Source organism: Streptomyces sp. CNZ287, assembly GCF_007827615.1.
Genome location: NZ_VISV01000002.1, coordinates 616,902 through 639,325, shown reverse-complemented (window position 1 = coordinate 639,325; position 22,424 = coordinate 616,902). Strand labels below are relative to the sequence as shown.

The 22,424-nt window shown below is 70.9% G+C and carries 17 protein-coding genes and 1 pseudogene; 5 read left to right on the top strand and 13 right to left on the bottom strand.

Annotation, left to right across the window (positions count from 1 at the left end; genetic code table 11):
- Positions 1 to 48 precede the first annotated feature (48 nt).
- Complete coding sequence (locus FB457_RS06935) at positions 49 to 621, bottom strand: TetR/AcrR family transcriptional regulator (RefSeq protein WP_047014387.1); 573 nt, start codon at positions 619 to 621, stop codon at positions 49 to 51.
- A 47-nt stretch (positions 622 to 668) separates the two neighbouring features.
- Between FB457_RS06935 and FB457_RS06930 the strand changes: the two genes are divergently transcribed.
- Positions 669 to 1,655: an NADP-dependent oxidoreductase gene (locus FB457_RS06930; RefSeq protein WP_486588943.1), complete on the top strand. Its 987-nt coding sequence runs from the start codon at positions 669 to 671 to the stop codon at positions 1,653 to 1,655.
- Between the two features lie 112 nt (positions 1,656 to 1,767).
- Here the strand turns inward: FB457_RS06930 and FB457_RS06925 are convergent, their stop codons facing one another.
- Positions 1,768 to 2,226, bottom strand: a complete 459-nt coding sequence (locus FB457_RS06925; protein ID WP_145781181.1) for a hypothetical protein — start codon at positions 2,224 to 2,226, stop codon at positions 1,768 to 1,770.
- On the opposite strand from FB457_RS06925, the gene FB457_RS35925 reads away from it, so the two are divergent.
- The gene (locus FB457_RS35925) at positions 2,203 to 2,301 is read left to right on the top strand and encodes a hypothetical protein (RefSeq protein ID WP_486588954.1); all 99 of its coding nucleotides are present in this window, start codon (positions 2,203 to 2,205) and stop codon (positions 2,299 to 2,301) included. The genes FB457_RS06925 and FB457_RS35925 overlap by 24 nt on opposite strands.
- A 98-nt stretch (positions 2,302 to 2,399) precedes the next feature.
- On the opposite strand, the gene FB457_RS06920 is transcribed toward FB457_RS35925, so the two are convergent.
- Positions 2,400 to 4,346, bottom strand: a complete 1,947-nt coding sequence (locus FB457_RS06920) for a serine/threonine-protein kinase (protein ID WP_486588942.1) — start codon at positions 4,344 to 4,346, stop codon at positions 2,400 to 2,402.
- Positions 4,347 to 4,911: 565 nt separating this feature from the next.
- Between FB457_RS06920 and FB457_RS06915 the strand changes: the two genes are divergently transcribed.
- On the top strand, positions 4,912 to 6,321 hold the full coding sequence (locus FB457_RS06915) for a hypothetical protein (protein WP_145781312.1): 1,410 nt from the start codon (positions 4,912 to 4,914) through the stop codon (positions 6,319 to 6,321).
- A pseudogene (locus FB457_RS35610) lies at positions 6,296 to 7,159 on the top strand (NAD(P)/FAD-dependent oxidoreductase); the annotation flags it as partial. The gene FB457_RS06915 and the pseudogene FB457_RS35610, both read left to right, overlap by 26 nt.
- A 215-nt stretch (positions 7,160 to 7,374) precedes the next feature.
- Here FB457_RS35610 and FB457_RS06905 read toward each other — a convergent pair.
- On the bottom strand, positions 7,375 to 8,661 hold the full coding sequence (locus tag FB457_RS06905; protein WP_486588941.1) for an alkaline phosphatase PhoX: 1,287 nt from the start codon (positions 8,659 to 8,661) through the stop codon (positions 7,375 to 7,377).
- A 455-nt stretch (positions 8,662 to 9,116) separates the two neighbouring features.
- Between FB457_RS06905 and FB457_RS06900 the strand changes: the two genes are divergently transcribed.
- Positions 9,117 to 9,320, top strand: a complete 204-nt coding sequence (locus FB457_RS06900) for a hypothetical protein (RefSeq protein ID WP_145781176.1) — start codon at positions 9,117 to 9,119, stop codon at positions 9,318 to 9,320.
- A 162-nt stretch (positions 9,321 to 9,482) separates the two neighbouring features.
- On the opposite strand, the gene FB457_RS06895 is transcribed toward FB457_RS06900, so the two are convergent.
- From FB457_RS06895 to FB457_RS06855, 9 genes are all read right to left on the bottom strand, one after another.
- Positions 9,483 to 10,412 (bottom strand): NAD-dependent epimerase/dehydratase family protein, encoded by a 930-nt coding sequence (locus FB457_RS06895; RefSeq protein ID WP_222439487.1) that lies wholly within the window; start codon positions 10,410 to 10,412, stop codon positions 9,483 to 9,485.
- Between the two features lie 60 nt (positions 10,413 to 10,472).
- Positions 10,473 to 12,059: an alpha-amylase family glycosyl hydrolase gene (locus FB457_RS06890; RefSeq protein WP_145781174.1), complete on the bottom strand. Its 1,587-nt coding sequence runs from the start codon at positions 12,057 to 12,059 to the stop codon at positions 10,473 to 10,475.
- The gene (locus FB457_RS06885; protein WP_145781172.1) at positions 12,056 to 13,492 is read right to left on the bottom strand and encodes a sulfatase family protein; all 1,437 of its coding nucleotides are present in this window, start codon (positions 13,490 to 13,492) and stop codon (positions 12,056 to 12,058) included. Before FB457_RS06885 ends, FB457_RS06890 begins: the two co-directional genes overlap by 4 nt.
- A 41-nt stretch (positions 13,493 to 13,533) precedes the next feature.
- Positions 13,534 to 15,666: a glycoside hydrolase family 3 N-terminal domain-containing protein gene (locus FB457_RS06880; protein ID WP_047014394.1), complete on the bottom strand. Its 2,133-nt coding sequence runs from the start codon at positions 15,664 to 15,666 to the stop codon at positions 13,534 to 13,536.
- Positions 15,667 to 15,798: 132 nt separating this feature from the next.
- Positions 15,799 to 17,562, bottom strand: coding sequence for a beta-galactosidase (locus FB457_RS06875; RefSeq protein WP_145781170.1), 1,764 nt, complete (start codon positions 17,560 to 17,562; stop codon positions 15,799 to 15,801).
- Positions 17,559 to 19,025, bottom strand: a complete 1,467-nt coding sequence (locus FB457_RS06870) for a glucoamylase family protein (RefSeq protein WP_047014396.1) — start codon at positions 19,023 to 19,025, stop codon at positions 17,559 to 17,561. Before FB457_RS06870 ends, FB457_RS06875 begins: the two co-directional genes overlap by 4 nt.
- A gap of 146 nt (positions 19,026 to 19,171) precedes the next feature.
- Positions 19,172 to 20,044 carry an ABC transporter permease subunit gene (locus FB457_RS06865; RefSeq protein WP_145781168.1) on the bottom strand — a complete coding sequence of 291 codons (873 nt, stop codon included), beginning with the start codon at positions 20,042 to 20,044 and terminating at the stop codon, positions 19,172 to 19,174.
- Positions 20,041 to 21,036, bottom strand: coding sequence for a carbohydrate ABC transporter permease (locus tag FB457_RS06860; RefSeq protein WP_047014398.1), 996 nt, complete (start codon positions 21,034 to 21,036; stop codon positions 20,041 to 20,043). The genes FB457_RS06865 and FB457_RS06860 overlap by 4 nt, the downstream gene beginning before the upstream one ends.
- Positions 21,037 to 21,039: 3 nt before the next feature.
- A complete protein-coding gene (locus tag FB457_RS06855) occupies positions 21,040 to 22,278 on the bottom strand; it encodes an extracellular solute-binding protein (RefSeq protein ID WP_145781166.1) in 1,239 nt (412 codons plus the stop codon).
- Positions 22,279 to 22,424: the final 146 nt, after the last annotated feature.

Genomic DNA, 22,424 nt, shown 5'->3' with positions numbered 1-22,424 from the left:
CCCGGACAGCCGGTTCTACACGTATCCGCGAGGCTGTTTGCAGCCGACTCAGCGGTTCGTCGGAGCTGGCGGCGCGACCACTTCGCGCAGCTCGGCGGCGGCCTGGGCCATGAGCTGAGCGAGGGTGGTGTCCGGCTCGGCCAGCCAGCGGGGCATGGCGCGCCGGTGGATCGCCAGCACCACGTCGATGATGAAGCGTGCTTTACCGGGCTCGACACCGCGGCGCTCGAGCGCCGGCGCCAGCGCGTCGGCGATGTCGGCGAGCTTGACCAGATCGCGCTCGGCCAGTGCCGGGTTGGCGGCGATCACTCTTCCCCGGCGCAGCAGGAACTCGCGTGAGCGGAAGACCTCCTCGGCGGTACCCAGTGCGGTCAGCAGCGCCTCGATCGGGGTGAGGCCCGGGTCGGCCGCCTCGACCTGGGCGACGAGGTGGGCCTCGAGTTCGTTGCCGGCGAAGAGGACTTCCCGCTTGTCGGGGAAGTAGCGATAGAAGGAGCGCTCCTTCAGGCCGGCGGCGCCTGCGATCTGCGCGACCGAGGTGCGTTCGAACCCCTGCGTCTCGAACAGCTCCAGCGCCGCGCGTTCGAGCCGGCCCTGTGCGTCGGATTCCCATCGCGGCATACCCACCAGAATACGACAACAGGAGCTGCTATCAGCTGATACAGTCAATGACAACAGATGCTGTCATCGACTGGGAGATCGCTGTGAAGGCTCTGCAGTTCGACCGGTTCGGTCCCCCGGACGTGATCGTGCTCCGCGACGTCCCACAGCCGGAGCCGGGACCCGGCCAGATCCGGATCGCCGTGCGGGCGTGCGGCCTGACACCGGCCGACTGGCACGTCGTCGACGGTCTCCTCGCCGACCATCTGCCGCCGCTGCCGCGCGGGCTCGGCCTCGAGGTCGCGGGCACCGTCGACGCGCTCGGCGAGGGCGTCACCGGCGTCCAGATCGGCGACCGCGTGTTCGGCCCGGCCACCTTCGACGGCCCGACGGCCGGCGCCGCCGAGTACGCGCTCATGCCGGCCTGGGCACGCATTCCCGAGGGCGTAACCGCCGAGCAGGCCGCCGCGCTGCCGATGGCGGCCGAGACGGCGTGGCGCGCGCTCGACGATCTCGGCGTCCAGCCGGATGAGCTGCTGCTCGTCCACGGCGCGGGGACCACCGTGGGTGAGGCGGCGGTGCGCTTCGCGCTGCACCGGGGTATCCGGGTGATCGCCACAGCCGGGCCGACTCGGGCCGCCGCCCTGGAAGAGATCGGCGCCCAGGTGACCGCCTACGGCGAGGGCATGGCCGAACGCGTCGGCGCACTCACCCCGGGCCCCGTGGACCGCGCCCTGGACACCACGCCGACCGGGGGCCGGATCGACCGCGCCGACCAGCCCAGCCCGGCCGGCGGCTCGCTACCGACCTTGATCGAGCTGACCGGGGATCCCGACCGCGTCCTCACCGTCTCTGACTTCGCCGCCGCGGCCGAACTGGGCGTCCGGATCACCACCGAGATCCGCTACGACCAGATGAAGGAGTTCGCCAGGCTCGCCGGCGAAGGCATCCTGGTCGTACCGGTCGCCCGCACCTACACCCTCGACCAGATCCAGGAAGCGGCCAAGCTCAGCCAATCCCGCCGCCCCGGCGGCAAACTCATGCTCGTCCTGTGATCACCTTGCCGGCCTGGTCAGCCGAAAGGGGCCCACACAACCCGATGATCACACGGTGACCGCACCGTTCCCGGCCAAGGTCCCTACAAGATGGCGAAGTCACACTGGAGTGCTAGCTGTCTCCCATGAAGATCCGCTGAAAGTCGGCGGGGTCTGCGGTCGTGATCTGGTCGGCATCGGGAGGGGTGATCGCCCCCGCGACGCCGAAGTCCCAGAACTTGGTGACCTTCCAGCTCTGACGATTGCCGGCGGCGTTCTGGATCGCGATCCGGCGCGCTAGGCCCGCGTCGTCCAGCCACACCTCCGTTGGCAGTTCGCGCAGGCGACGGAAGGGTCCTCCCGGCACTCTGATCCCCGTGGACAGGAGCGCGTCCGCCGCCGCGATATCGACGGTGAGCCGATAGTGAGTGGTGGCGGCGTCACGGAAGGTGTCCGTACCGGCCTCAATGATGTCCTCACCGGCACCGAACAGGGCATCCAGTGGCCAGAGCGGATCCTGAGGGCCGCGTGGGCCATCCCGGTCACCGTCGGTGAAGGCTAACCAGGAATCACCCGAACGCAGACGATCCACGCCATTGCAGAGGTCACTGACGACGGGTCACCGGCGCTGACGTCGTACCAGCGCGTGATCATCACCGTCAGGTGAGCCCGGTGCACTGGTGATCCATCCGCAGACTGCTACCGCTTCTGGCCCGGACGCTCGGCGTCCCGGTGTCTCTCTGCTGTATCGGGTGCTCTACCGCGTCATAGTGCGCGGAGTCGGGCAGCGGCGGATGCCGCGAGGTCCTTCGCCATCCCGCAGAGATCCTCGGTGGGGCGCTCGCCGTGGACGTCGAGGCGCACCATCTCGGCGGCGGTCACGGCATCCTGGCCCTTGTACCTGTGGTGCTCGACAAGCGCGCTGCAGGTGTCGCCTTCGTCGTTCGTCTTGACGACCGTGCGATATCCGCTGAGTGTGAGGACCGTGCCGTCCTGAGCGGAGCTGGGCTGGTCCCGGAAGAAGCTCACCTCTGCGTCGAGCTCGTCGACGGTGCTGGACCACTCGCAGCCCCAGTTCGCGATTGCGGCGTCCGGCACGTCGGCCCTGAGGCCGGGAACGACGGACAGCGCGGTGGCGTCGAGGAGTGTGCACGCATTCCCCCAGACGAGCGAGGTTTGCGGGTAGGCCGATGCACGGCGGGGGATCGGACCGGCGTCGAGGATCTCGGCCGCGCTCGCAGCGGCTCTTTCTGCGACCGTACACAGGGCCGCGTTGCCGCCGTTCACTGAGCCTTCGCCCATGTTGACGCGGACCTGGACCACCGTTTCCTCGGTGCTGCCGCCGGTGGTGAGCAGCCGGCTGCACTCATCGCTCTCCGCCTCGTCTTCGACGATGTTGATCCTCCCGATCGTGCGGAAGGGTTCGGCCCCCTGGGGCGGCGAGCTCTGCAGGAGGCGGATCGACACGTCGATCCGGGTCTCCTCGTCGACGCCTACCAGCACGTCGCAGCGGTCGAAGTTCCCGTAGTCCACATCCTTGCGGACGTCCTCGCCGGCGAACTGATCGAGAACGGAGGTGTCGGCGAGGGCACACACGTCCGCCGTGTGCGGGCTGCCGATCAGGGCCCGCGCCCCCGGTTGCCCGCTCTGGCCGTCCTCGGACGCGGGCTTTCCGTCCTCGCCGTCGCCGCCGAGGATGAAGACGAGCGCCAGGGCCATCACAGCACCGACACCGAGGGCGGCTGCGAGCAGTGGCCGGCGGCGGCGCTTGGTGAGGGTGTCGAAGTCGGCGGCGTCCCCGAGTGCGGTAGCCGTGTCCTTCGAGGCTCGAGGGCCGGCCGCGGCGACGTCCTCCAGCAGTTGCTTGGCCTCGGTGGCATCGGGGCGCTGCCGAGGGTTGCGTCGGAGCATGGCGGCGAGCGCGGGGTACAGCGGCCCCACGGCGTCGGGGTCCAACTCGACGAAGCCCTGCTCGGCCTGTAAGTGCCTCAGACTCCGGGTGTTCTCCCAGGTGTCCGCGTCCTCCGGGCGGCCGGTGCGCTCCCTCTCCCCCGGCTCGCTGCCACGCGGCGGCGTACCGGTGACCAGGGCGTAGAGGGTGGCCGCCAGGCAGAACACGTCCGATACCGGCCGCGGGACACTGCCTCGGGCCAGTTCGGGAGCCGCGTAGTCCGGTGTGTAGCTGAAGGGGCCGTTGAACGTGATGGTCTCGCTGCCGCCGACCCGGTAGGCCGCCCCGAAGTCCAGCAACTTCGCGTCACCGCGCCGCGTGAGGCCGATGTTCGCGGGCTTGACGTCGCAGTGAACGATGCCCTCCTCGTGGAGGGCGACCAGCGCGTCGGCGAGTTGGGACCCGATACGGGCCGCCTGTTCGGGGGAGACCCGTGGGTGCCGGTCCAGGCCGCCGCCGGGCACATACTCCATGACGAACCAGTACGTCTCCGCGTCTCCCCCGTCACCCTCCGGCGCCACGGTGACGACGTCGTACAGGGTCACGACGTGGGGATGATCGCGGAACTTGGCCATGGCCCGCGGCTCGCCCAACAGCCGACGCACCGCTGTCTCGCCCTCGCCGTCCGTCCGCTCCGGCTTCAGTGCCACGTCCTGGCCCACCACGGTGTCGTGTGCCAGCCACACATCGCCGCCGCGCCCCGCGCCGATGACCTCCTTGAGGACGTAGCGGTCGGCGAATTCCTCTCCGGAACGCAACATCTCCCCCTCGCTCGACCGTGGACCCCGACCAGCGCCACACGCCGGATCGAATCTACTGCGTAAGGAAGACTGTGCGCAGAGCTACCAGCGCTTTCAACAGCCGCCCTTCTCGGTGGCCGCAGTCTGGCCGGAAGTGGGCGGACGACTGACTGGATGGCAGCTTCGCCAGCCACACGGTGCCGCGTTTCAGGAGCGTTCCGCCGGGTTCGTCATCGCCCGGCCACGCCCGCCGGCACCCGCGTCACCGTCGTCGCCCTGTCGGCCGGACCGGCACCCGCTGAACTCGCCGGCGTGCGGTGAGGGACCAGGACGGCGTTCGCCGCTCCCGGAGCGGCGGGGAACGAAAGCAGCGGGATCGGCCCGTCGCCGAGCAGGACCCCGGTCACCTCCGCGCTACACTCCTGAGCAGATTGCACCATTTTGTCGGTATATGTGAGCTCTCAACCCGCCACTGACACTGCATCCTGTAGGGGATACCTGGATGACTGCCGTGACGCCGAGCGCTATCCGCGCAATTCTGGTCCCCCGAGGACCTGCGCTGAGCAGCAGGCTCCTTCCGGCGACGGTGGCGGTGACGTTCACGCTGGCACAGCTGGCCCTCGTACGCCCGGGGATGGGGCTCGGCTGGGACGAGTCGGTGTACGTCAGCCAGGTCAGCGGGCACGCCCCGGCTGCCTTCTTCAGCGCCCCGCGCGCTCGCGGCGTCTCTCTGCTGGTGGCGCCGATCGCGGCCTGGTCGTCGTCGACTCCGCTGCTGCGGGTCTACCTCGCCGTCCTCTCCGGCATCGGGCTCTGGCTGGCCCTGCGCGCCTGGCGCGGTCTGCTCCCCGCGAAGGTGCTCGCACTGAGCGGTGCCCTGTTCGCCTCGCTGTGGGTGACGCTCTACTACGGCCCGCAGGCAATGCCCAACTACTGGGTGGCGATCGGGGCACTGGCCGGTGTCGGCTGCTTCCTGCGCGCCCAGGCGGACCGGACCCGCCGCGCTCCGGTGTGGGGGCTCGCGGCGGCCGCGGCGCTGATGGCGTTGATGAGGCCGATGGACGCGGCGTGGGTGGGCCTGCCGCTGCTCGTGGCAAGTGCCGTCGTCCGCCGATGGCGGTACAGACGGCTGTCGCTCGCCCTCGCCGCGGGGCTCGCGGCCGGTGCGGCCGAATGGGTGATCGAGGCGTACACCGGTTACGGCGGTCTGGGCCGGCGGCTCCACGACGCCTCGCTCATCCAGGGCGGACTGAGCTGGAACGTCGCCGTTGACGACCAGATGCGCAGTCAGATCGGTCGCACACTTTGCCGGCCGTGCACGGGTGAGATGCCGAATCCGGTGGTGTTCGCCTGGTGGCTCGTCTTCTCCGTGCTGGCCGCGGGCGGGCTCGTGCGGGCGGTCCGGGCCCGACGCGCCGTCGGCGCCACCGCGTTGCCGCTTGGCTGCGCGGCGGCGGCGGCGTTCCCGTACCTGTTCCTGATCGGCTATGCCGCTCCCCGGTTCCTGCTGCCGGCGTACGCCCTGCTGGCGATTCCGGTCGCCCACGGCCTCGTCTCCCTGGTGCGGGCCACCCCTGGCGGTGCCTGGCGGGCGCCTGCGGTGGCGCTGGCCGCTGTCACCCTCGCCGGGCATCTGGCGGTGCAGTTGTCCGTGCTGCACCAGCTCGTCGGTCGCGCCACCGAAGGCCACCGCGACTGGGCCAGGACCGCCGCCGCACTGCACACCGCGGGAGTCCGGCCGCCGTGCGTGCTCACCGGTGACGAGGTGATCGCACCGCACATCCCGATCGCCTTCGCCGCCGCCTGCTCGTCGGCCGACACCGACGGCCACAACGGCAACACCACTGCGGCGGCGCTGGCTCGTGAGGCGGGCCGGATCCCGGTAGCGGTGCTGACGACCCGCAGGACGCCGCCGCCGTCCTTCGCCCGCGACTGGCGGAGGATCCACGTCCACCGGCACGTCTACGCATATGTCGGCCCGGCCGTCCAGACATGACAGAGGTGTCGACCCGGCCGGCGAGCCGCAGGCCATCGGCGGCAACGGCGACGAGTTCCAGGGCGCCGCACAGGCCCCCGCCGGAGGGGCTGGCGTCGAGGGATGGCAGGAGTGGGCCGGCCACCCGGCATCGCGGCTGAACTGGCGTCCCCACGGCTATCTGTTCGTCGCCGGCGCGCGCGACGTACGCGATCTCGCCGCCGATCTCGACACCCGGCAGCGCCGCGACGTCGACGCCGAGTGGCTTGAGCCCACGCGGCTTGCCGAGCGCTACCCGCAGGTGCACGTCGCCGACCTGGCCGGCGCGGTGCTCTCGGTGCGGGACGGGTGGCTCGACCCGAAGGCGTTCTTCGCCACCGTCCGCGCCAAGGCTGCCGGTCTGCGTGCGGACTTCGTCACCGACCGCGTGGAGGACTTCGATCTCACCGGCACCGCAGTCCGCTTCGTCACCCTGGCCCCGGGCCGCGTCCTGGCTGCCGACGCGGTCGTGAACGCTGCCGGCATCCGGGCACCGGAGTTGGCGGCACGGTTGCACATGCGGCTGCCGATCGAGCCCATGCGCCGGCATGAGCACGACGTCGAGACCTCTGCGGACCTCGGCCATCTGCCCTTCGTCAAGGACGTGGACGGCTTGGCCGTCCACCCTCACTTGTCCGGCCTTTCGGCGGGGCTGGTCGAACTCGGCCACCCGGGCGGCGAGGACTTCACCGCCGATTCCTCGTACGACGCCCGCAGTGTCGCGCCCGCCCTGACCCACCGGCTGCGCCACCTCGGCGTGCTGACGGAGCAGCGCACCTGGACGGGTCTGTACGACCAGAACCGGTTCGACGGCACCATGATCCTCGGCAACTGGCCCGGCCGCCTCGACAACTTACCCGGAACACGGCATCCCCTCGCCCCGGAGCGAGGGAGACGGGGTCAGGCTCGGCGTATTCGACGTCGGGACTCCCGGCGTTGCGGGAACGCGGCAAGGCCGCCGCCACTCCCCCTCCGGTCATGCTCGGCTGGGGATACGGCGGCCTCGTCGCGTCGACGGGTGTCAGGCCCGACCGCTCAGAGGGCGCCCTGGCGCCAGGGCCCGGTGATCGCGAACGTGATGCCCGGAGTCTGGATGTTCACGAACAGCCAGTTGCCGTTCTTCGGTTCGAACACCGAACCTGCCCACTCCGAGCCCCGGTGGTCGTCGGCGGCGACGTTCTTGCCCGCGGTGCCGCCCCGGAGGTCCACGTTGTTGGCGGCGAAGCGGAAGATCTCGCCGCCGGTGGTGAGACCATGGACGTACTCGGTGCCGCCGCCGTCCTCGCAGAGCACCAGGCCGCCGCGCGGGCTGACGCACATGTTGTCCGGTGCGTTGAGGACCTCGGCGCCGGGCGAGGCGAAGAGGACCCGCAACCCGTCGGTGGCCGGGTCGAGTTCGAAGACCTGACCCTGGCGGGCGGGACCGCCGTCGGTCGTGATCACGTAGATGCGGTCGTTGCCGTACCAGGCACCCTCCAGGCGGCTGAACACGGCTGCGCCGTTCGCCTGCGCCTGGAGTCGCACCGTGTCCGCCGCCGGGTCGACGTCCTCAACGGGGACCCAGGAGACGGTCCCGTACTCCCTCTCCCCGTCGAGGCGGGTGTCGTACGACGTGCTGCCGATACGCAGAGCCTCCAGCCGGCCGCCCTTGGACAGATCGCCGCGCACGGCCGGGACGAAGCGGTACAGGGATGCGTCGCCGCGGTCCTCCGTCTCGTACACGTAGCCGGTCGCCGGGTCGACGGCGATCGCCTCGTGGTTGAAGCGGCCCATGGCCTTGTACGGCTCGGGATTGCCCTTGCCCTCCGAGGCCACCTCGAAGATGTAGCCGTGGCGCTTGCCGGCCGTCGTGGAGAAGGTCTCCTCGCAGGACAGCCAGGTCTTCCACGGAGTGGGCCCGCCGGCGCAGTTGCGGATGGTGCCGCCCAGGCTGCCGTAGGACTCCAGCCACTGGCCGGCGTCCGGATCGAAGACCAGGGTGGTGGTCCCGCCACCGGCCTCGGGGTTGTAGGCCGGGGCGGTGAAGGCGGGCCCGGCACCGCGCTCATGGTTGCGGACGAGATGCACCTTGTCGCCGTAGCGGAAGGCCGCCATGCCGTCGTGCGCGCTCGGGGTGCGCACGCCGTCGTCCATGACGTCGTTGGTCCAGCCGAAGGAGATGTACTCGAACCCGCGCGGCAGCTCCAGCAGTTCCAGGCCGGTCGCCTGGTCCTTCACCGGGCTCAACGGGCCGTATCCGGCGTCGAAGTCGAACTTGACCGGGGCGGCCGCCGCGGTGCGCGCGGCGAGGGCCTGGAAGGGGACGGAAGCGCCGGCGGCCACCGCCGCTCCGCGCAGGAGCGTCCGTCGTTCGAAACCGGAACCGTTGGGTCTTTCAGCGGGCGTGCCTGTCATGGGGAAGTCCTCTCGATGCAACGGACCGGGGCGCGGGGGGCCGCCGGTCAGCCTAGGAACGAACCGTTGCCTCGATTCCCAAGAGAAAGTGATCGTTGGAAGAACCTCTGCCGGCGACCGGGCGGTATCCGCCGGAGCCACGCCGCCGCGGTCGCGGACACCGGCCTGCTCATCCGGGCCGCTATAGCCTGCCTGACCTCGACATCGAGTTCGGTGTCGGTGACGGCCGGGGGCTGCACGCTGAACACCCCGTAGGCGCCCTCGCCCGCCGGGCAGGCTGGCCGCGCTGCCGCCGGCGCAGGCCGATCAGGCGGCCGCGGCAGACCGGGCGTTCGAGGCGCTGGTGGATCGCGCGCACCACAGCGGAGGGCTGCGCGGGGGGCGTGACGGCCACCGACATCCTGCTGCTGATCGAGCAGTTGGGGCGCTCACCGCTGGTCGAGCAGGCCCAAGAGCCGGGGGATGCCGAGCTGACCGCGCAGGCACGGGCCGCCCGACGCCGCATGATCGCGCTGGCGTTGGGCGGCCTTGCGGCCGAGCCGCGGGACGATCTGCCCGGCCCCCCCCTCCCGGGGAGCGGCTGCTGACCGCGCGTTGGCGGACGTGACTGGAGCGTCAGCGGGCGGATGGGGCACGACCGCTGAACGCGGACCGGGTGAGGCAGGCTCTATGTCACACAGCGCCTCCCTGCCAGGACTGACGACGCGCCGGATCACGGTCGGCCAGGGAGCCGAATCGGTGTGACGGGCTCAGCCTGGTTCGCTCGCCGTCAGCCGGCGGCGGATCCAGTCGGTGACGGAATCGTGTGCGGGCTTCCAGCCCAACTGGTCGCGGGCCCTGGTGCCGCGCACCCGGCTGTTCGAGCCGAGGGCGTAGACCGCCGGCTCGTATCCCCACTCCTGGATCGCCGCGTCGATGTCCCAGGGCTGGGCGGTGCCGAGCCCCAGGGTGTCGGCGATGGCCTGGGCCATCGCGGCGAACGGCGCCTCGCCGTTCTCGGCGAAGTAGAACGATCCGGGCGGCGCCGATTCGAGCGCCAGGACGTACAGATCGACGACGTCGTCGATGTGGACCGTCGACCAGATGTTGCCGCCTGTACCGATGTACCGGACGACGCCGCTCTTGCGGGCCTGGTCGACCAGGCGGGGAAGCTGCACGCTGTCGCGCGCGATCCCGTACCCGTGCCCGTAGATCAGGCTGCTGCACAGCACGGTCGAGCGAACGCCGCGCTCCGCCGCGGCCAGGACGAGCCGGTCGATGGCCACGCGGGGGGCCTTGTCCGGCGCGGGCCGCCACGGGCCGGCGGGGGAAACGGCGGCCTCGGTGAAGGTCTGTTCGGCTGCCTCGCCACGGGCGTCGTCTCCGACGATGCTGGAGCCGCTGGCGTGCAGGAAGGGTTTCCCGGTTCCGGCGAGCGCATCGGTGAGGGCTTCGACCGCGCCCCGGTGGTCGCTGTCGGCGGCGTTGATCACCGCGTCGGCCTCGTGCGCGGCCCTGGCCAGCACCTCGTGGTCGTCGAGGGTCCCGAGCACAGGGGTGATCCCGCCTGCCCGGAGCGCCTTCGCGCGGTCCTCGGTCCGTGCCAGTCCGATCACCTCATGCCGGGCCTGGAGCAGGCGGGCGGAGACGGATCCGCCGATGTATCCGCTCGCTCCGGTGATGAATATGCGCACGGCCACCGTCCCTCAGGCTGATTGTATGAGCTGTATACGCTTGCACACAATAATCAGCGTCTGCAACTAGTTCACCCTGAACACCCCGTAGCCGAAGCCCGCCGCTCCGATCTCCCCGGCGTCGGAGAGGGTGACACCGGATACCTCCAGTGCGGTGCAGCGGACTCCCGCCGGAAGCGCGGCTGTGGCGGGCGTCCGGCCCGGGTTGACCACGACCAGGTAGCGACCGCCGCGGACGTAGACCAGCGGATACCCGGCGTAGAGCACCTCCACCCCGCCGGAGACGCCCAGTTCCGGGGCGGCCTTGCGCAGGGCGATCAGGCGCCGCACCAGGTGCATCAGGGACTTCTCGTCGGCCTGCTGCGCGGCCACGGTGGGACGGTCGGGGTCCGGGTCGAGCGGGAGGTACAGCCGGTCGGCGGCGGCGGTGGAGAAGCCGGCGTTCGCGCTGCTGTCCCACTGCATCGGGGTACGTGAACCGGCCCGGTTGTAGCGCGGGCCCAGGGCGCTGCCCTCATGGTCGGGCAGTCCGGGGAGATAGCGCATGCCGATCTCGTCGCCGTAGTGGATCGCCGGCAGGGTCGGCCAGGTGAGCTGGAAGACGAACGCGGCCGGCAACTGCTCCGCCGTACGCGGGCCGCAGGCCAGCCGGGAGAAGTCGTGGTTGGACGACGGCAGGACGGCGAAGCCGGCATCGCCGATCGCGTCGGCCGCCGCCCGCCAGGCGGTGAGGAAGGTCCGGGGGGTGCCGGCGCCCTCGGCGTCGAAGTAGGGCCTGGCCGGGGCCCATTCCTCGTTGACCGTGCCCGCGTCGTTGTTCCACAGCGAGCGCAGGGGCAGGCCGTCGTCGTCTCCGCCGAACTGCAGGAAGAAGTCGCCGTGGAAGCCGGCCGGGACCGCGGTCCCGGGATCGCCCCACTCGGAGAGCAGCACGGCCCGCGGGTGCGCGCCGTCCAGCCAGCCGCGCAGTTCGGTCCAGAGCTTCGCCGTCTCGGCGTGCCCGGGGTCGTCTTTGACCAGGGAGGCCGCCATGTCGACGCGGAATCCGGCCAGGCCCAGGGCCAGCCAGTGGTCCATGATGTCGCGCAGGGCCTGCCGGTTGGCGCGCGGGCCGTCGGCGTCGACCGGAAGGCGCCACGGTTCGGCGGGGTCGGGGCGTGCGTAGCCGAAGTTGAGGGCCGGCTGGCTGGGGAAGAAGTTCGGTCTGTACCAGCCGGGGCGGCTGCCGGGTGACGGCTGGAAGCCCGGCGGGCGCAGGTCCTCAGGGGCCCAGATGTAGCGGTGGTCGCCGGGGTCGCCTGCGGAGGCGGTGAACCAGGGGTGCTGGTCGGAGGTATGGCCCGCGACCAGGTCGAGCAGCACCCGGATGCCCCGCCGGCGGGCGCTGCCGACGAGAGCGGCCAGGTCGTCGTTGGTGCCGTAGCGGGGTGCGACGGTGAGGAAGTCGGCCACGTCGTAGCCGGCGTCGTGGAACGGCGAGGCGAAGCACGGGTTGATCCAGACGGTGTTGATGCCCAGCCACGCCAGGTGGTCAAGCTTCTGCTCGATGCCGGCGAAATCGCCGATGCCGTCGCCGTCGGAGTCGGCGAAGCTCTGGGGGTAGATCTGGTAAAGGACGGCGTCGGCCAGCCAGGCCGGCGGGGAGGGGGTCATGCGGCCGCTCCTTCGGGCAGGTGCCCGTCCGGGGTGTCGCCGACGTCGCGTTGCAGGGTCGCGAGCCGGACGGTGAGGTCGCGTACGACATCGGCGCAGCGCGGATCGTCGTAGAGGTTGTGCAGCTCGTGGGGGTCCGTCGTGAGGTCGAAGAGTTCCCAGGCCGCGGGGCGCGGGTCGTCCTCGGCGCCGGCGGCGCCGGAGCCGTGGCCGGGGTAGTGGATCAGCTTGTGCGTCGCCGTACGGAGGCCGTAACTGGCCTGGACGTTGTGGCAGTCGTCCAGATGCATGTAGTAGCGGTAGTAGACGGCGTCCCGCCAGCGCGCGGGTTCCTCCCCCCGCAGCAGCGGCACCAGCGACTCGCCCTGCATCCGCGGGTGCGGGGCCACGCCGGCCAGGTCCAGCAGGGTGGGGGCGAAGTCGACGTTCGCCACCAGCTCCCGCCTGCGCGATCCCGCTGCCGTACGGCCCGGCCAGCGGACCACGAGCGGGATGCGTATGCCCTCCTCGTACATGAAGCGCTTGTCGAACCAGCCGTGTTCACCGAGGAAGAAGCCGTGGTCGGAGGTGTAGGCGACGGCGGTGGCGCCGTCCAGGCCGCTGACGTCGAGGTAGTGCAGGACGCGGCCGACGTTCTCGTCGAGGGCCGCGATGACCCGCAGGTAGTCCTTGATGTAGCGCTGGTAGCGCCACTCGCGCTCTTCAGGCGGCGGCATACCCGGCGGCACCGGCACGCCCTTGAGGTCCTCGGAGGTGAGGTCCTCCATGCTCATCCTGGCCTCGCGGGCCGCGGGGGCACGGCCGGCCAGGTCGTCGTGGAGCGTGGGGGGCGCGGGGACGTCCTCGTGCTCGTACAGACAGGCGTGCCGCTCTGCGGGCTCGAACGCCCGGTGGGGCGCCTTGTGCTGGACGAGCAGGCAGAACGGCTTGTCCGGGTCCCGCTTGTCCAGCCAGTTCAGGGCGAGGTCGGTGATGATGTCGGTGACGTAGCCGGGGTAGGTCCTGCGGCCCCCGGCGGTGAGGAACTCGGGGTCGTGGTAGACACCGTGCTCGGGCAGGATCTCCCAGTAGTCGAAACCCCGCGGGTCGTGGCCCGCGCCGTGGCCCAGGTGCCACTTGCCGACGATGGCCGTCTGGTAGCCGGCGTGCTGGAGCATCCCGGGGAACGACGGCTGGGCCGCGTCGAATCTGTGGGTGGGACTCTCCAGCGAGGTCATGCCGTTGACGTGGCTGTAGGTGCCCGTCAGCAGGGTGGCGCGGGCCGGGGAGCAGATGGCGTTGGTGCAGTAGGCGTTCTCGAAGACGGTGCCCTCGGCGGCGAGGCGGTCGACCGCCGGGGTCTTGTTGATCACGCTGCCGTACGCGCTGATGGCCGCCGACGCGTGGTCGTCGGTCATGAAGAGGATGATGTTCGGCCGCCGGGGCGGGGTCATGCTGGCGAACCTCCGTGGGTGCAGGGGCGGACGCGGGTGCCTCAGGCGATCGTGAGCGTGCAGCGCGCTTCGGCCAGGGAGCTGCTGCCCGCGTACACGTCGATCCGGCCCGGCTCCACGACGTACCGTCCGGCCGTGTCGTTGGTCCAGAAGCCGAGGTCCTCTGCGCCGAGTGTGAAGCGCACGGTGCGCTTCTCCCCGGGGCCCAGGGTGACACGGGAGAAGCCGCGCAGCCGGCGCACCGGCTGGGCGATGCTCGCCACCGGGTCGTGCACGTAGAGCTGCACCACCTCGTCACCGGCGCGCTCGCCGGTGTTGGTGACGTCGACCTCGATCCCGATGCGCTCGCCCCGTTCGAGGGCCCCGGTGGTGACCGTGTCCCGGACGGGCCGGGGCTGCCCGGTGCGGAAAACGGTGTAGCTGAGGCCGTGGCCGAAGGGGAACTGCGGCCCGTCGGCCACGTCGAGGTACTTCGAGGTGTACTTCTCCGCCGGGTCGTACGGACGCCCGGTGCTCTCCCGGTTGTAGTAGAGAGGGATCTGCCCGACGGAGCGGGGGAAGGTCACCGGGAGCTTGCCGCCGGGGTTCACCGCGCCGAAGAGCACGTCGGCGACGGCGTTGCCCGCCTCGATGCCCGGGTGCCATGCCTCCAGCAGGGCCGGGACCTCGCCGGACCAGTCGCCGATCGTCAATGGCCGTCCGTTGACCAGGACGACCGCGAACGGCTTGCCGGTGGCCGCGACCGCGGCGATGAGCTCCCGCTGCCCGGCGGGCAGCGAGATGTCGCTGCGCACGGCGGCCTCGCCGCTCAGTTCCGCGGCCTCGCCGACCACGACGACGGTGGCGTCGGCGGCCCCGGCCGCGGCAGCGGCCTCCGCGGGGTCCGCACCGGCGTGGGCGACCTCCGCGCCGGGGGCAGCGGCACGTACCGCGTCGAGGACGCTGACGGAAGGGAACCGCCGGCAGCCGGGACCGGCCCAGGTGCCGTGCAGGTCGGTGGAGTCCGCGAACGGGCCGACCACGGCGAGGGAGCGGAGGCCGCGGTCCAGGGGCAGGACGCCGTCGTTCTTCATCAGCACCATGGAGCGGGTGGCGGTCTCGCGCGCCGCGGCGCGTGCCTCGGGGGTCGGCCCGTCGATGGCCGCGTCCTCGTCCGTGTACGGGTCGTCGAAGAGGCCGAGCGTGAACTTCAGGTGCAGCACGCGCGCGACCGCGTCGTCGATCCGGTCCTCCCTGATCCGTCCGGCCGCGAGCAGTTGCGCGCCGTGGGTGGCGATACGGGTGCTGACCATCTCCATGTCGATGCCCGCCGTCAGGGCCAGCCGCCCGGCGTCGGCGCCGTCAGCGGCGTACCCGTGCGCGATCAGCTCCTCGACGCCGGTGTAGTCGCTGACGACGAGTCCGTCGAAGCCCCACTCCTCCTTGAGGATGCCGGTGAGGGTGTGCGAGTTGCCGTGCGCGGGGACGCCGCTGACGGTGTTGAAGGCCGCCATGACGGTGGCCACGCCGGCGTCCACGGCCGCCTTGAACGGCGGCAGGTAGTGGTTGCGCAGCCGTTGTTCGGATACGTCCACCGTGTTGTAGTCGCGCCCGCCCTCGGCACCGCCGTACGCCACGAAGTGCTTGGCGCAGGCCGCCAGGCTGCCGTCGGCGGCCAGGTCGTCGCCCTGGTAGCCGCGGACCTTGGCGGCGGCGAGCTCACCGTTCAGGTACGGGTCCTCGCCGCAGCTCTCGGCGATCCGGCCCCAGCGGGGATCGTGGGTGACGTCCATCATCGGCGAGAAGGTCCAGCGCACTCCGTTGGAGCGGGCCTCCTTCGCCGAAACCACGGCGTCGCGCTCGACGACCGCGGGATCGAACGCGGCGGCCTGCGCGAGCGGGATGGGAAAGGTGGTCCAGAAGCCGTGGATGATGTCCTGGGCGAACAGCAGCGGGATCCCCAGCCTGGACTCCTCCACGGCCATCCGCTGCAGGGAGTTGGTGTGCCGTGCCCCGTGCAGGTTGAGCACCGAGCCGAGCAGGCCGGCCCGGGCCGCCCGCTCGACCTCCTCCGTCTGGCCGCCGCCGGGGCCGGTCGCCCCGGTCCAGGTCAACTGCTGGAGCTGGCCCAGTTTCTCCTCGACGGTCATCCTGCTGATCAGGTCCTTGACCTTGCCTTCGTGCGGTCCGAGCATGTGAATCCGAAGTCCTCTTGCCTTGGTGACGCGCCCCCGCGGGGTCACCGCGGGGTTGCGAGCGCATACATACGGAAGTCGTGGCGCCCCCGTGGGCCCGCGCATCTGGATGCCGCGGGCCCACGGGGCCCGTCAGCCCCGGTGCACGGTGAACTCCCGCCGTCCCACGCGCAGCAGCGTCCGGCCGCCTTCCACCGAGACCTTCGCCCCCGTGCAGCGGGCGGGTCCGTCGACGGCCACGACCGCCTCGTCTCCGAGCGCCCGGGAAGCCACCCGCCCGTCCGCGATCTCGCTGATCTCCGCGGTGGCGTACGCGATCCGCAGGCCGCCCGCCCGGACCCCGAGCGGCAGCATCGCCGCGCCGCGCCCCGGCAGGTGCAGCCGCTCACCGCCGAAGAGGGGCTTGCCGCGCTCGGCGGCGGTGACGTCCTGCCCGTATCCGGGGGAGATGTTGAAGGCGTGCAGCAGCCGCCCGCGGTCGCCGTCGGCCGTGGTGAGCAGGAAGACGCCGGGCAGCTTCGCGTCGTGCGTGAAGCGCGGCTCCGCGCCGAGCCTGCGCAGCGCCGCCGTCCAGAACCCGAGGTCGCAGCGGTACGTGCTGGTGACGACGACCGCCCGGCCCGCCCCGACGGGAATGTCGAATCCGCAGCCCTGGCCCGTGGACAGCTCACGCAGCACGGCGTCGGCGCCGCTCCCGGGACTCGCCGTGCACAGTTGCGCCTTGGGTACCCGGATCTCGGCGCGCGGTGCGGCCCTTCCGTGCGCGGTCACCGAGGGGGAGAACCGGTTCGCGTCCGTCAGGGTCCTGCCGGGCGTCAGACCGAGCGCGGCACGCAGGCCGGTCGACGGGCGGCCGGACATGTCCTTGCCCGGCAGCAGACCGGAGAGCAGCAGCTTGCCGCCCGCCCGGAGATAGCGCACCAGGCGCCGCTGGACCACGGTGTCCAGGTACTCGCCGGTGGCCGGCCCGGGGACGGGTGTGCGGGCGGGGTCGAGATCACCGGCCTGCAGGTCGACGCTGCGGTAGCGGTAGCCGCCCAGCAGCATGCCGCGGATGGGCGCGCCGCGGGGGCCGGAGCCCCGTACGGGTTCGACGTCGCTCACCACGGCCCGCACAGCGTCGGTGTCGGGGTGGTACTCGGTCAGGTAGTGGTCCGGTACGAAGCCGAGCGCGAGGTCGTCGTACTCCGCCCGCATTCCAATCTCGTTGTCGAGCTGGCAGGCGATGATGCCCGGCCGGCCGTCGGCGCGCAGCCGCCGGGCGATGACCGGCATGACGGCGTCGTACCAGCGGCGGGCTTCCTCCAGGAACGCGGGCGCGAGGTGGTCGACGGCGGGCGTGGTGGCGTCAGCGCCGTGCCAGCCCTTGGGGTTGATCTCCGGGTGCTCCCTGCGCACCCGTTCCGGCACTCCCCCGCCCTTCAGCTCGGCCATGGTGAACGGGCCGGGCCGGACGACGGCGTCGAAGCCGTTCTCGATGCACAGGTCGGGGAAGGCGCCGAGGTCGCGCTCGGGCCGGGTGCGTCCGGTGACGTCGATGCGGCCGTCCGGTGTCTCGTGCCACATCCAGGGGATGTACGTGGCGATGGCGTTGAGCCCGGCCGTCTTGGCCTTGTCGAGCCGGGACCGCCAGTCGCCGCACTTGAGCCGGAAGTGGGGGATCTCCCCGCCCAGGACGAGCGCGGGCCCGCCGTCGATGTGGATCTGCTTGTTCCGGTACGTGACGGGGCCGGCCGCACGCCGCGTACCGGCCGCGGCGGCGGGCGCGGGCGACGAGGCGGCGGCGGCCGACGCCTCCGGGGCGCCGCCGAGGACGCCGGGCGTGGTCACGGCGGCGGCGCCGAGGCCGCCGAGGACCGTTCTGCGGCTGGGGGTGATGGCCGGCGGGGTGCTCATATCCCGAAGTCCTCCTTGGCCAGCAGCGGCTTGAGGGTGCGGCGGAAACCGCCGGTGCGGAACGGGCGCTGGAGCAGGCCGGGCCTGAGCACCTGGGCGAGCGCGGCGGCGAACATGCCCTGGTCCAGGGAGAGCATCCGGTCGCTGACCCTGCCCGTGCCGACGTTGACGGAGTCGTAGAAGCCGTAGCCGTCCTCGTAGGCGTCGAAGTCGCGGGCGATGCGCCTGAGGTTGTCGAAGGCGTACCGCGGCGCGACCATGAGCGCCATCGCGGCGGCGTGCGGGGTGACGACCCCGTTGGTGTAGGCAGAGGGGTCCGGCTTCGGCTCGCCGTACGGCACGTAGGTGCGGTCGGTGTTGGAGCAGTAGCCCTCGGGCGAGATACCGAAGTACTGCACCCCGTACTCCTGGTAGCCGCCCTCGGGCACGTTGGCCGGCGAGAAGCCCCAGTAGCCGTATTCGGCGTCGAGCAGACCGTGGTCGCGGTGCCCCTGGACGTGGTGGGTGAGGTTCGTGCGCCACGAGGGGGACCACTGGGCGGAGGGCACGAACAGCTCCGGCATCAGGGCACCGAACATCGAGCCGCCCCAGCCCGGCGCGTGACGGCGGCCACGGTACGTGTAGTGGCCGTTGAAGTACCGCACTCCGTCGCGCACGACCCAGTCGCCGCCGGGTGGCATCTCCTGTGCCTGGTCGGGGGTGAAGGTACGCAGCATGTGCCAGTAGTGGTCGCCGGGAACGGTGCCGTCGGCGATGCCGAGGTAGCCCGCGATGCGGGTCTCGGAGACGAGGGCTCCGTAGAAGTGGGGGGTGAGCGCGTCGTCGGCGACCCGGAAGCCGGTGGACATGTGGCCGGGGCGGGCGACGGGGTCGGCCGGGTCGTAGGGGACGTACATGAAGGACCAGTCGATGTCCTTGCGGAGCTTGCGGATACGCCCGCGCAGCAGGGGGTCGGCGTCCTCGGCGATGCGGAGGGCCACGTCCAGCCAGCCGTTGTCGACGGTGGAGAGCAGGTGGTCGACGGGGGCGCCGCTGCCGGGCCACTCGTCGAGCACCTCGCCGGTGAAGGTGTGGTACCAGTTGAACCAGAAGCCGTGGATACGCTTCATCCGCTCAATGGTGGACACCGTGCGCGCCAGGCGGGCGTGCATCTCGCGCTCGCTGATGACGCCGAGGCCGGCGGCGGCCACGGTGGACCAGATCCAGCAGCCGATGTTGGTCACCGAGGTGTTCTCGGTGAGGACGGGCTCGCCGCCGCTCAGGTCGATGTTGTCGGCGGGCAGCCCGTTGTCGGCGACCATCGCGTCGAGCGAGCGGTAGGTGTCCCTGAACCAGCCGGTGAGCACCGGCTCCGGGTCCTGCGGGGAGCGCACGGCGGCGTGCCCGGGGGCAGCGCCGAGACCGGCGGAGCCCGCGGCTCCGGCGGTGACGGCGGCGGCTGCGAGGAACGTGCGGCGGTCCATGAGCGATCCAACTCCCTTGACAGCAGGTGTCTGTGTGCAGGCAGATGCATGGGGTGCACTGATCGGTGTGTGCTCTGCGGTGGGCGGGCCGTAAGAGACCGCGGGCCGTCAGGCTGTCGGCGGCCCCTTACGGCCCGGGCAGCGGCCTACTTCAGCCCCGCGGTGGCGATGCTCTGGGTGAAGAACCGCTGCAGCACGATGAAGACGACCAGCACCGGCAGCACCACGAGGAAGGCGCCGGCCATCAGGACGCCGTTGGAGCCGTCAGCCTTGGTGGGGTCGGTGGCGAAGGTGGCGAGCGCCACGGGCAGGGTGTACTTGTCGGCATCGTTCGTCGCGACCAGGGGCCACAGGAAGTTGTTCCAGGAGCCCAGGAACACGAAGATCGAGAGGGTGGCGAGTGCGGGCTTGACCTGGGGGATCACGATGCGCCAGAAGATGTACCACTCGCGTGCGCCGTCCACCCGGGCGGCCTCCAGCAGTTCGTCGGGGACAGCCGACATGAACTGCCGCATCAGGAAGACGCCGAAGGCTCCCGCGGCGAACGGCAGGATGAGCGCCGCGAAGGTGTCGATCAGCCCCAGCTTGCTCATCATCACGAACTTCGGCATGAGCATGAGATTGCCGGGCACCATCAGGGCGGCCATCACGATGCCGAACACGAGCTTCTTGCCGGCGAAGTTCAGTTTGGCCAGCGCGTACCCGAGCATCGAGCAGAACAGCAGGTTGCACAGGGTCACGCAGACCGCGACCACGGTCGAGTTGAAGAAGTACAGGGGCGCGTCCAGCAGGTCCAGCAGGGTGCGGAAGTTGTCGAGCGTCCACTCCCGGGGAATCCACCGGGGCGGGCTGGCGGAGAGCTCCTGCTCGGTCTTGAAGGCGGACAGGGCCATCCACAGGAACGGAGCCGCCGTGATCAGCAGACCGAGACCGAGGAGCACGTAGGTGAGGACCTTGCGCCGCCGGATCCGGGCGTCGCGTTTCGCATGGCTGTGGTGCGATGCGCTCGTGGTGCTCATTTCGTCCTGTCCTTCAGCAGCCTGAGCTGCAGCAGCGTGACGGCCAGAATGATCACGAACAGCGTGTACGCCATCGCGCTGGCGTAGCCCATGTGGAAGAAGTTGAAGCCTTCGCGGTACATGTACAGCGAGACGGTCAGGGTGCTGTCCGAGGGACCGCCGTTGGTCATCACGAACGGTTCCTCGAAGACGTTGAGGAAACCGATGCTGGTCATGATGGCGACGTAGAGCATGGTGGGCCGCAGCAGCGGCAGCGTGATCCGGCGGAACTCCTGGAAGGCGCCCGCTCCGTCGATGCGCGCGGCCTCGCGCACCTCGGTCGGGATGGACTGCAGCCCGGCGAGGAAGAGCACCATGGCGGTGCCCATGTTGCGCCAGACCGCCATCACGATCAGCGAGGGCATGGCGAGTGTCTCGGACGCCAGGAAGTCCGGAGCGGTGAGTCCGACCTGGGCCGCCAGCCCGGCGATCAGGCCCTCGGTCGGGTCGAGCACGAAGCGCCAGACGACGGCGACCGCGACGATGGCGGTGACCACGGGGGCGTAGAAGCCGACCCGGAAGAAGGTGCGCAGCCGGTCGATGCCGGAGTTCAGCAGCACCGCTGCGACGAGACCGCTGCCGATGGTGAGCGGCACGCCGAGGACGACGAAATAGCCGGTGTTGAGCAGCGCCCGCACGAACTTCTCGTCGCCGAAGAGCTTGCTGTAGTTCTCCAGGCCCGTGAAGTCGGCGGAGAGCGGGTCGGTGACGTTGCGCAGCCCGAAGTCGGTGAAGCTCATCAGGAGCGTCGCGACGATCGGGAACGCCATGAAGGTGAAGAAGAAGGCCAGGAACGGGGTGGAGAACAGCCAGCCGGAGAGGTTGTGCCGGGACAGCCGGTCGCGGCGCAGGGACGCCCGGGACGGCGGCGCCTGGCCGCCGTCCCCTGCCGGGCCGACCGCCGGGGAGGCCGGCCGCTCGGCGACGCCGGGCTTGGCGGTGGCGGAGGTCATGCCTCAGCCCGCCAGACCCTCAGTATTCTCCTGGAGCTGCTTGGCGAGTTCGGCGGGGTCGCCGCCCTTGCCCAGCTCCTCGAGGGTGAGGTCGATCTCGTGGGCGATCTCCTCCCACTTCGCCAGCGGCGGAATCGTACCGGCGGTGTCCAGGGCCTCCTGGAAGGCGCCGACGTCGGCGTTCTGGAGCGCCGGCTCGTCCCAGGCGGCCGTGTTGGCCGGCAGTGACTTGGCCATCTCGTACCAGTCCGCCTGCGTCTTCGGGTCGGTGAGGAACGACGTGAACTCCTTCGCCGCCGCCTTGTGCTCGCTGTCGCCGAAGGTGACCAGGGAGGCTCCGCCGATGATGGAGGCGGGCTCGTCGCCGGCCGGCAGCGGCACGACGTCCCACTTGCCCTTCAACTGCGGGGCCTGGTCCGTGATGTTCTGGACCATCCAGGGCCCGGAGGCGAACATCGGCACGCGGTCCGCCCCGAAGTCCTTGATCACGTCGTAGCCGGGGGCTTCGGGAGTGCTCTTGGACAGGCCCTTGTCGAAGTACTTCCGGTACTCGGTGAAGGACTCGACCGCCTCGGGCGAGTCCAGGGTGAGGTTGCCGTCGTCGTCCAGCAGCGAGCCGCCCGCCGAGAACAGGTACGGCATCCAGTTCTGCCAGGCGCCGACGCCTCCGGCCGGGAGGGAGAAGCCCCACTTCGTGCTCTCCAGCCCCTTGTACGCCTCGGCAAGTGCGAGCTGGTCGGCCCAGGTCTCGGGGGCCTCGTCGACACCGGCCTTCGCGGCCAGATCGGTGCGGTAGTAGAGAACCCGGGTGTCGACGTACCACGGGACGCCGTAGACCTCGCCGTCCCGTTCGTTGCCCTCCCAGGCGGCGGCGAAGAAGTCGTCGGCGGAGAAGGTGCCCGTGTCGACCGGCTCCAGGACCCCGAGGTCGATGAACTCACCGACCCAGGTCGAGCCGAGCTGCGCCATGTCCGGCAGCTTGCCCGCGGCCGCGGCGGAGACCAGCTTCTGATGGGCGACGTCCCAGCCGATGGGGGTCACCTTGATCGTGATGTTCGGGTGGTCCTCGTTGAACTGCTTCGCTATTTCCTGGATGCGCGTGCCCTCCTCCCCCATGGCCCAGACGGTGAGGGTCTGTTCGGCGTCGGCGCTCACCTCGCCGCCCCCGCCGTCGCCGCAGGCGGCCAGTCCCAGCGCTGAGACGACGGCAAGGGCAGTGGCGATCCGGGCTCTGCGGGCCATGAGGAGCTCCTATCGAGGGCACACGCGGGTTTGTAAGCGCATACATGACCCTGGCGGAAACCCGTCGCCCCTCACAAGGGTCGCTCCCGTAACGCTTCAGTAACGGTGAAGTAAAACCGGGCCGGATTCCTGCCGCGGACCCCTCG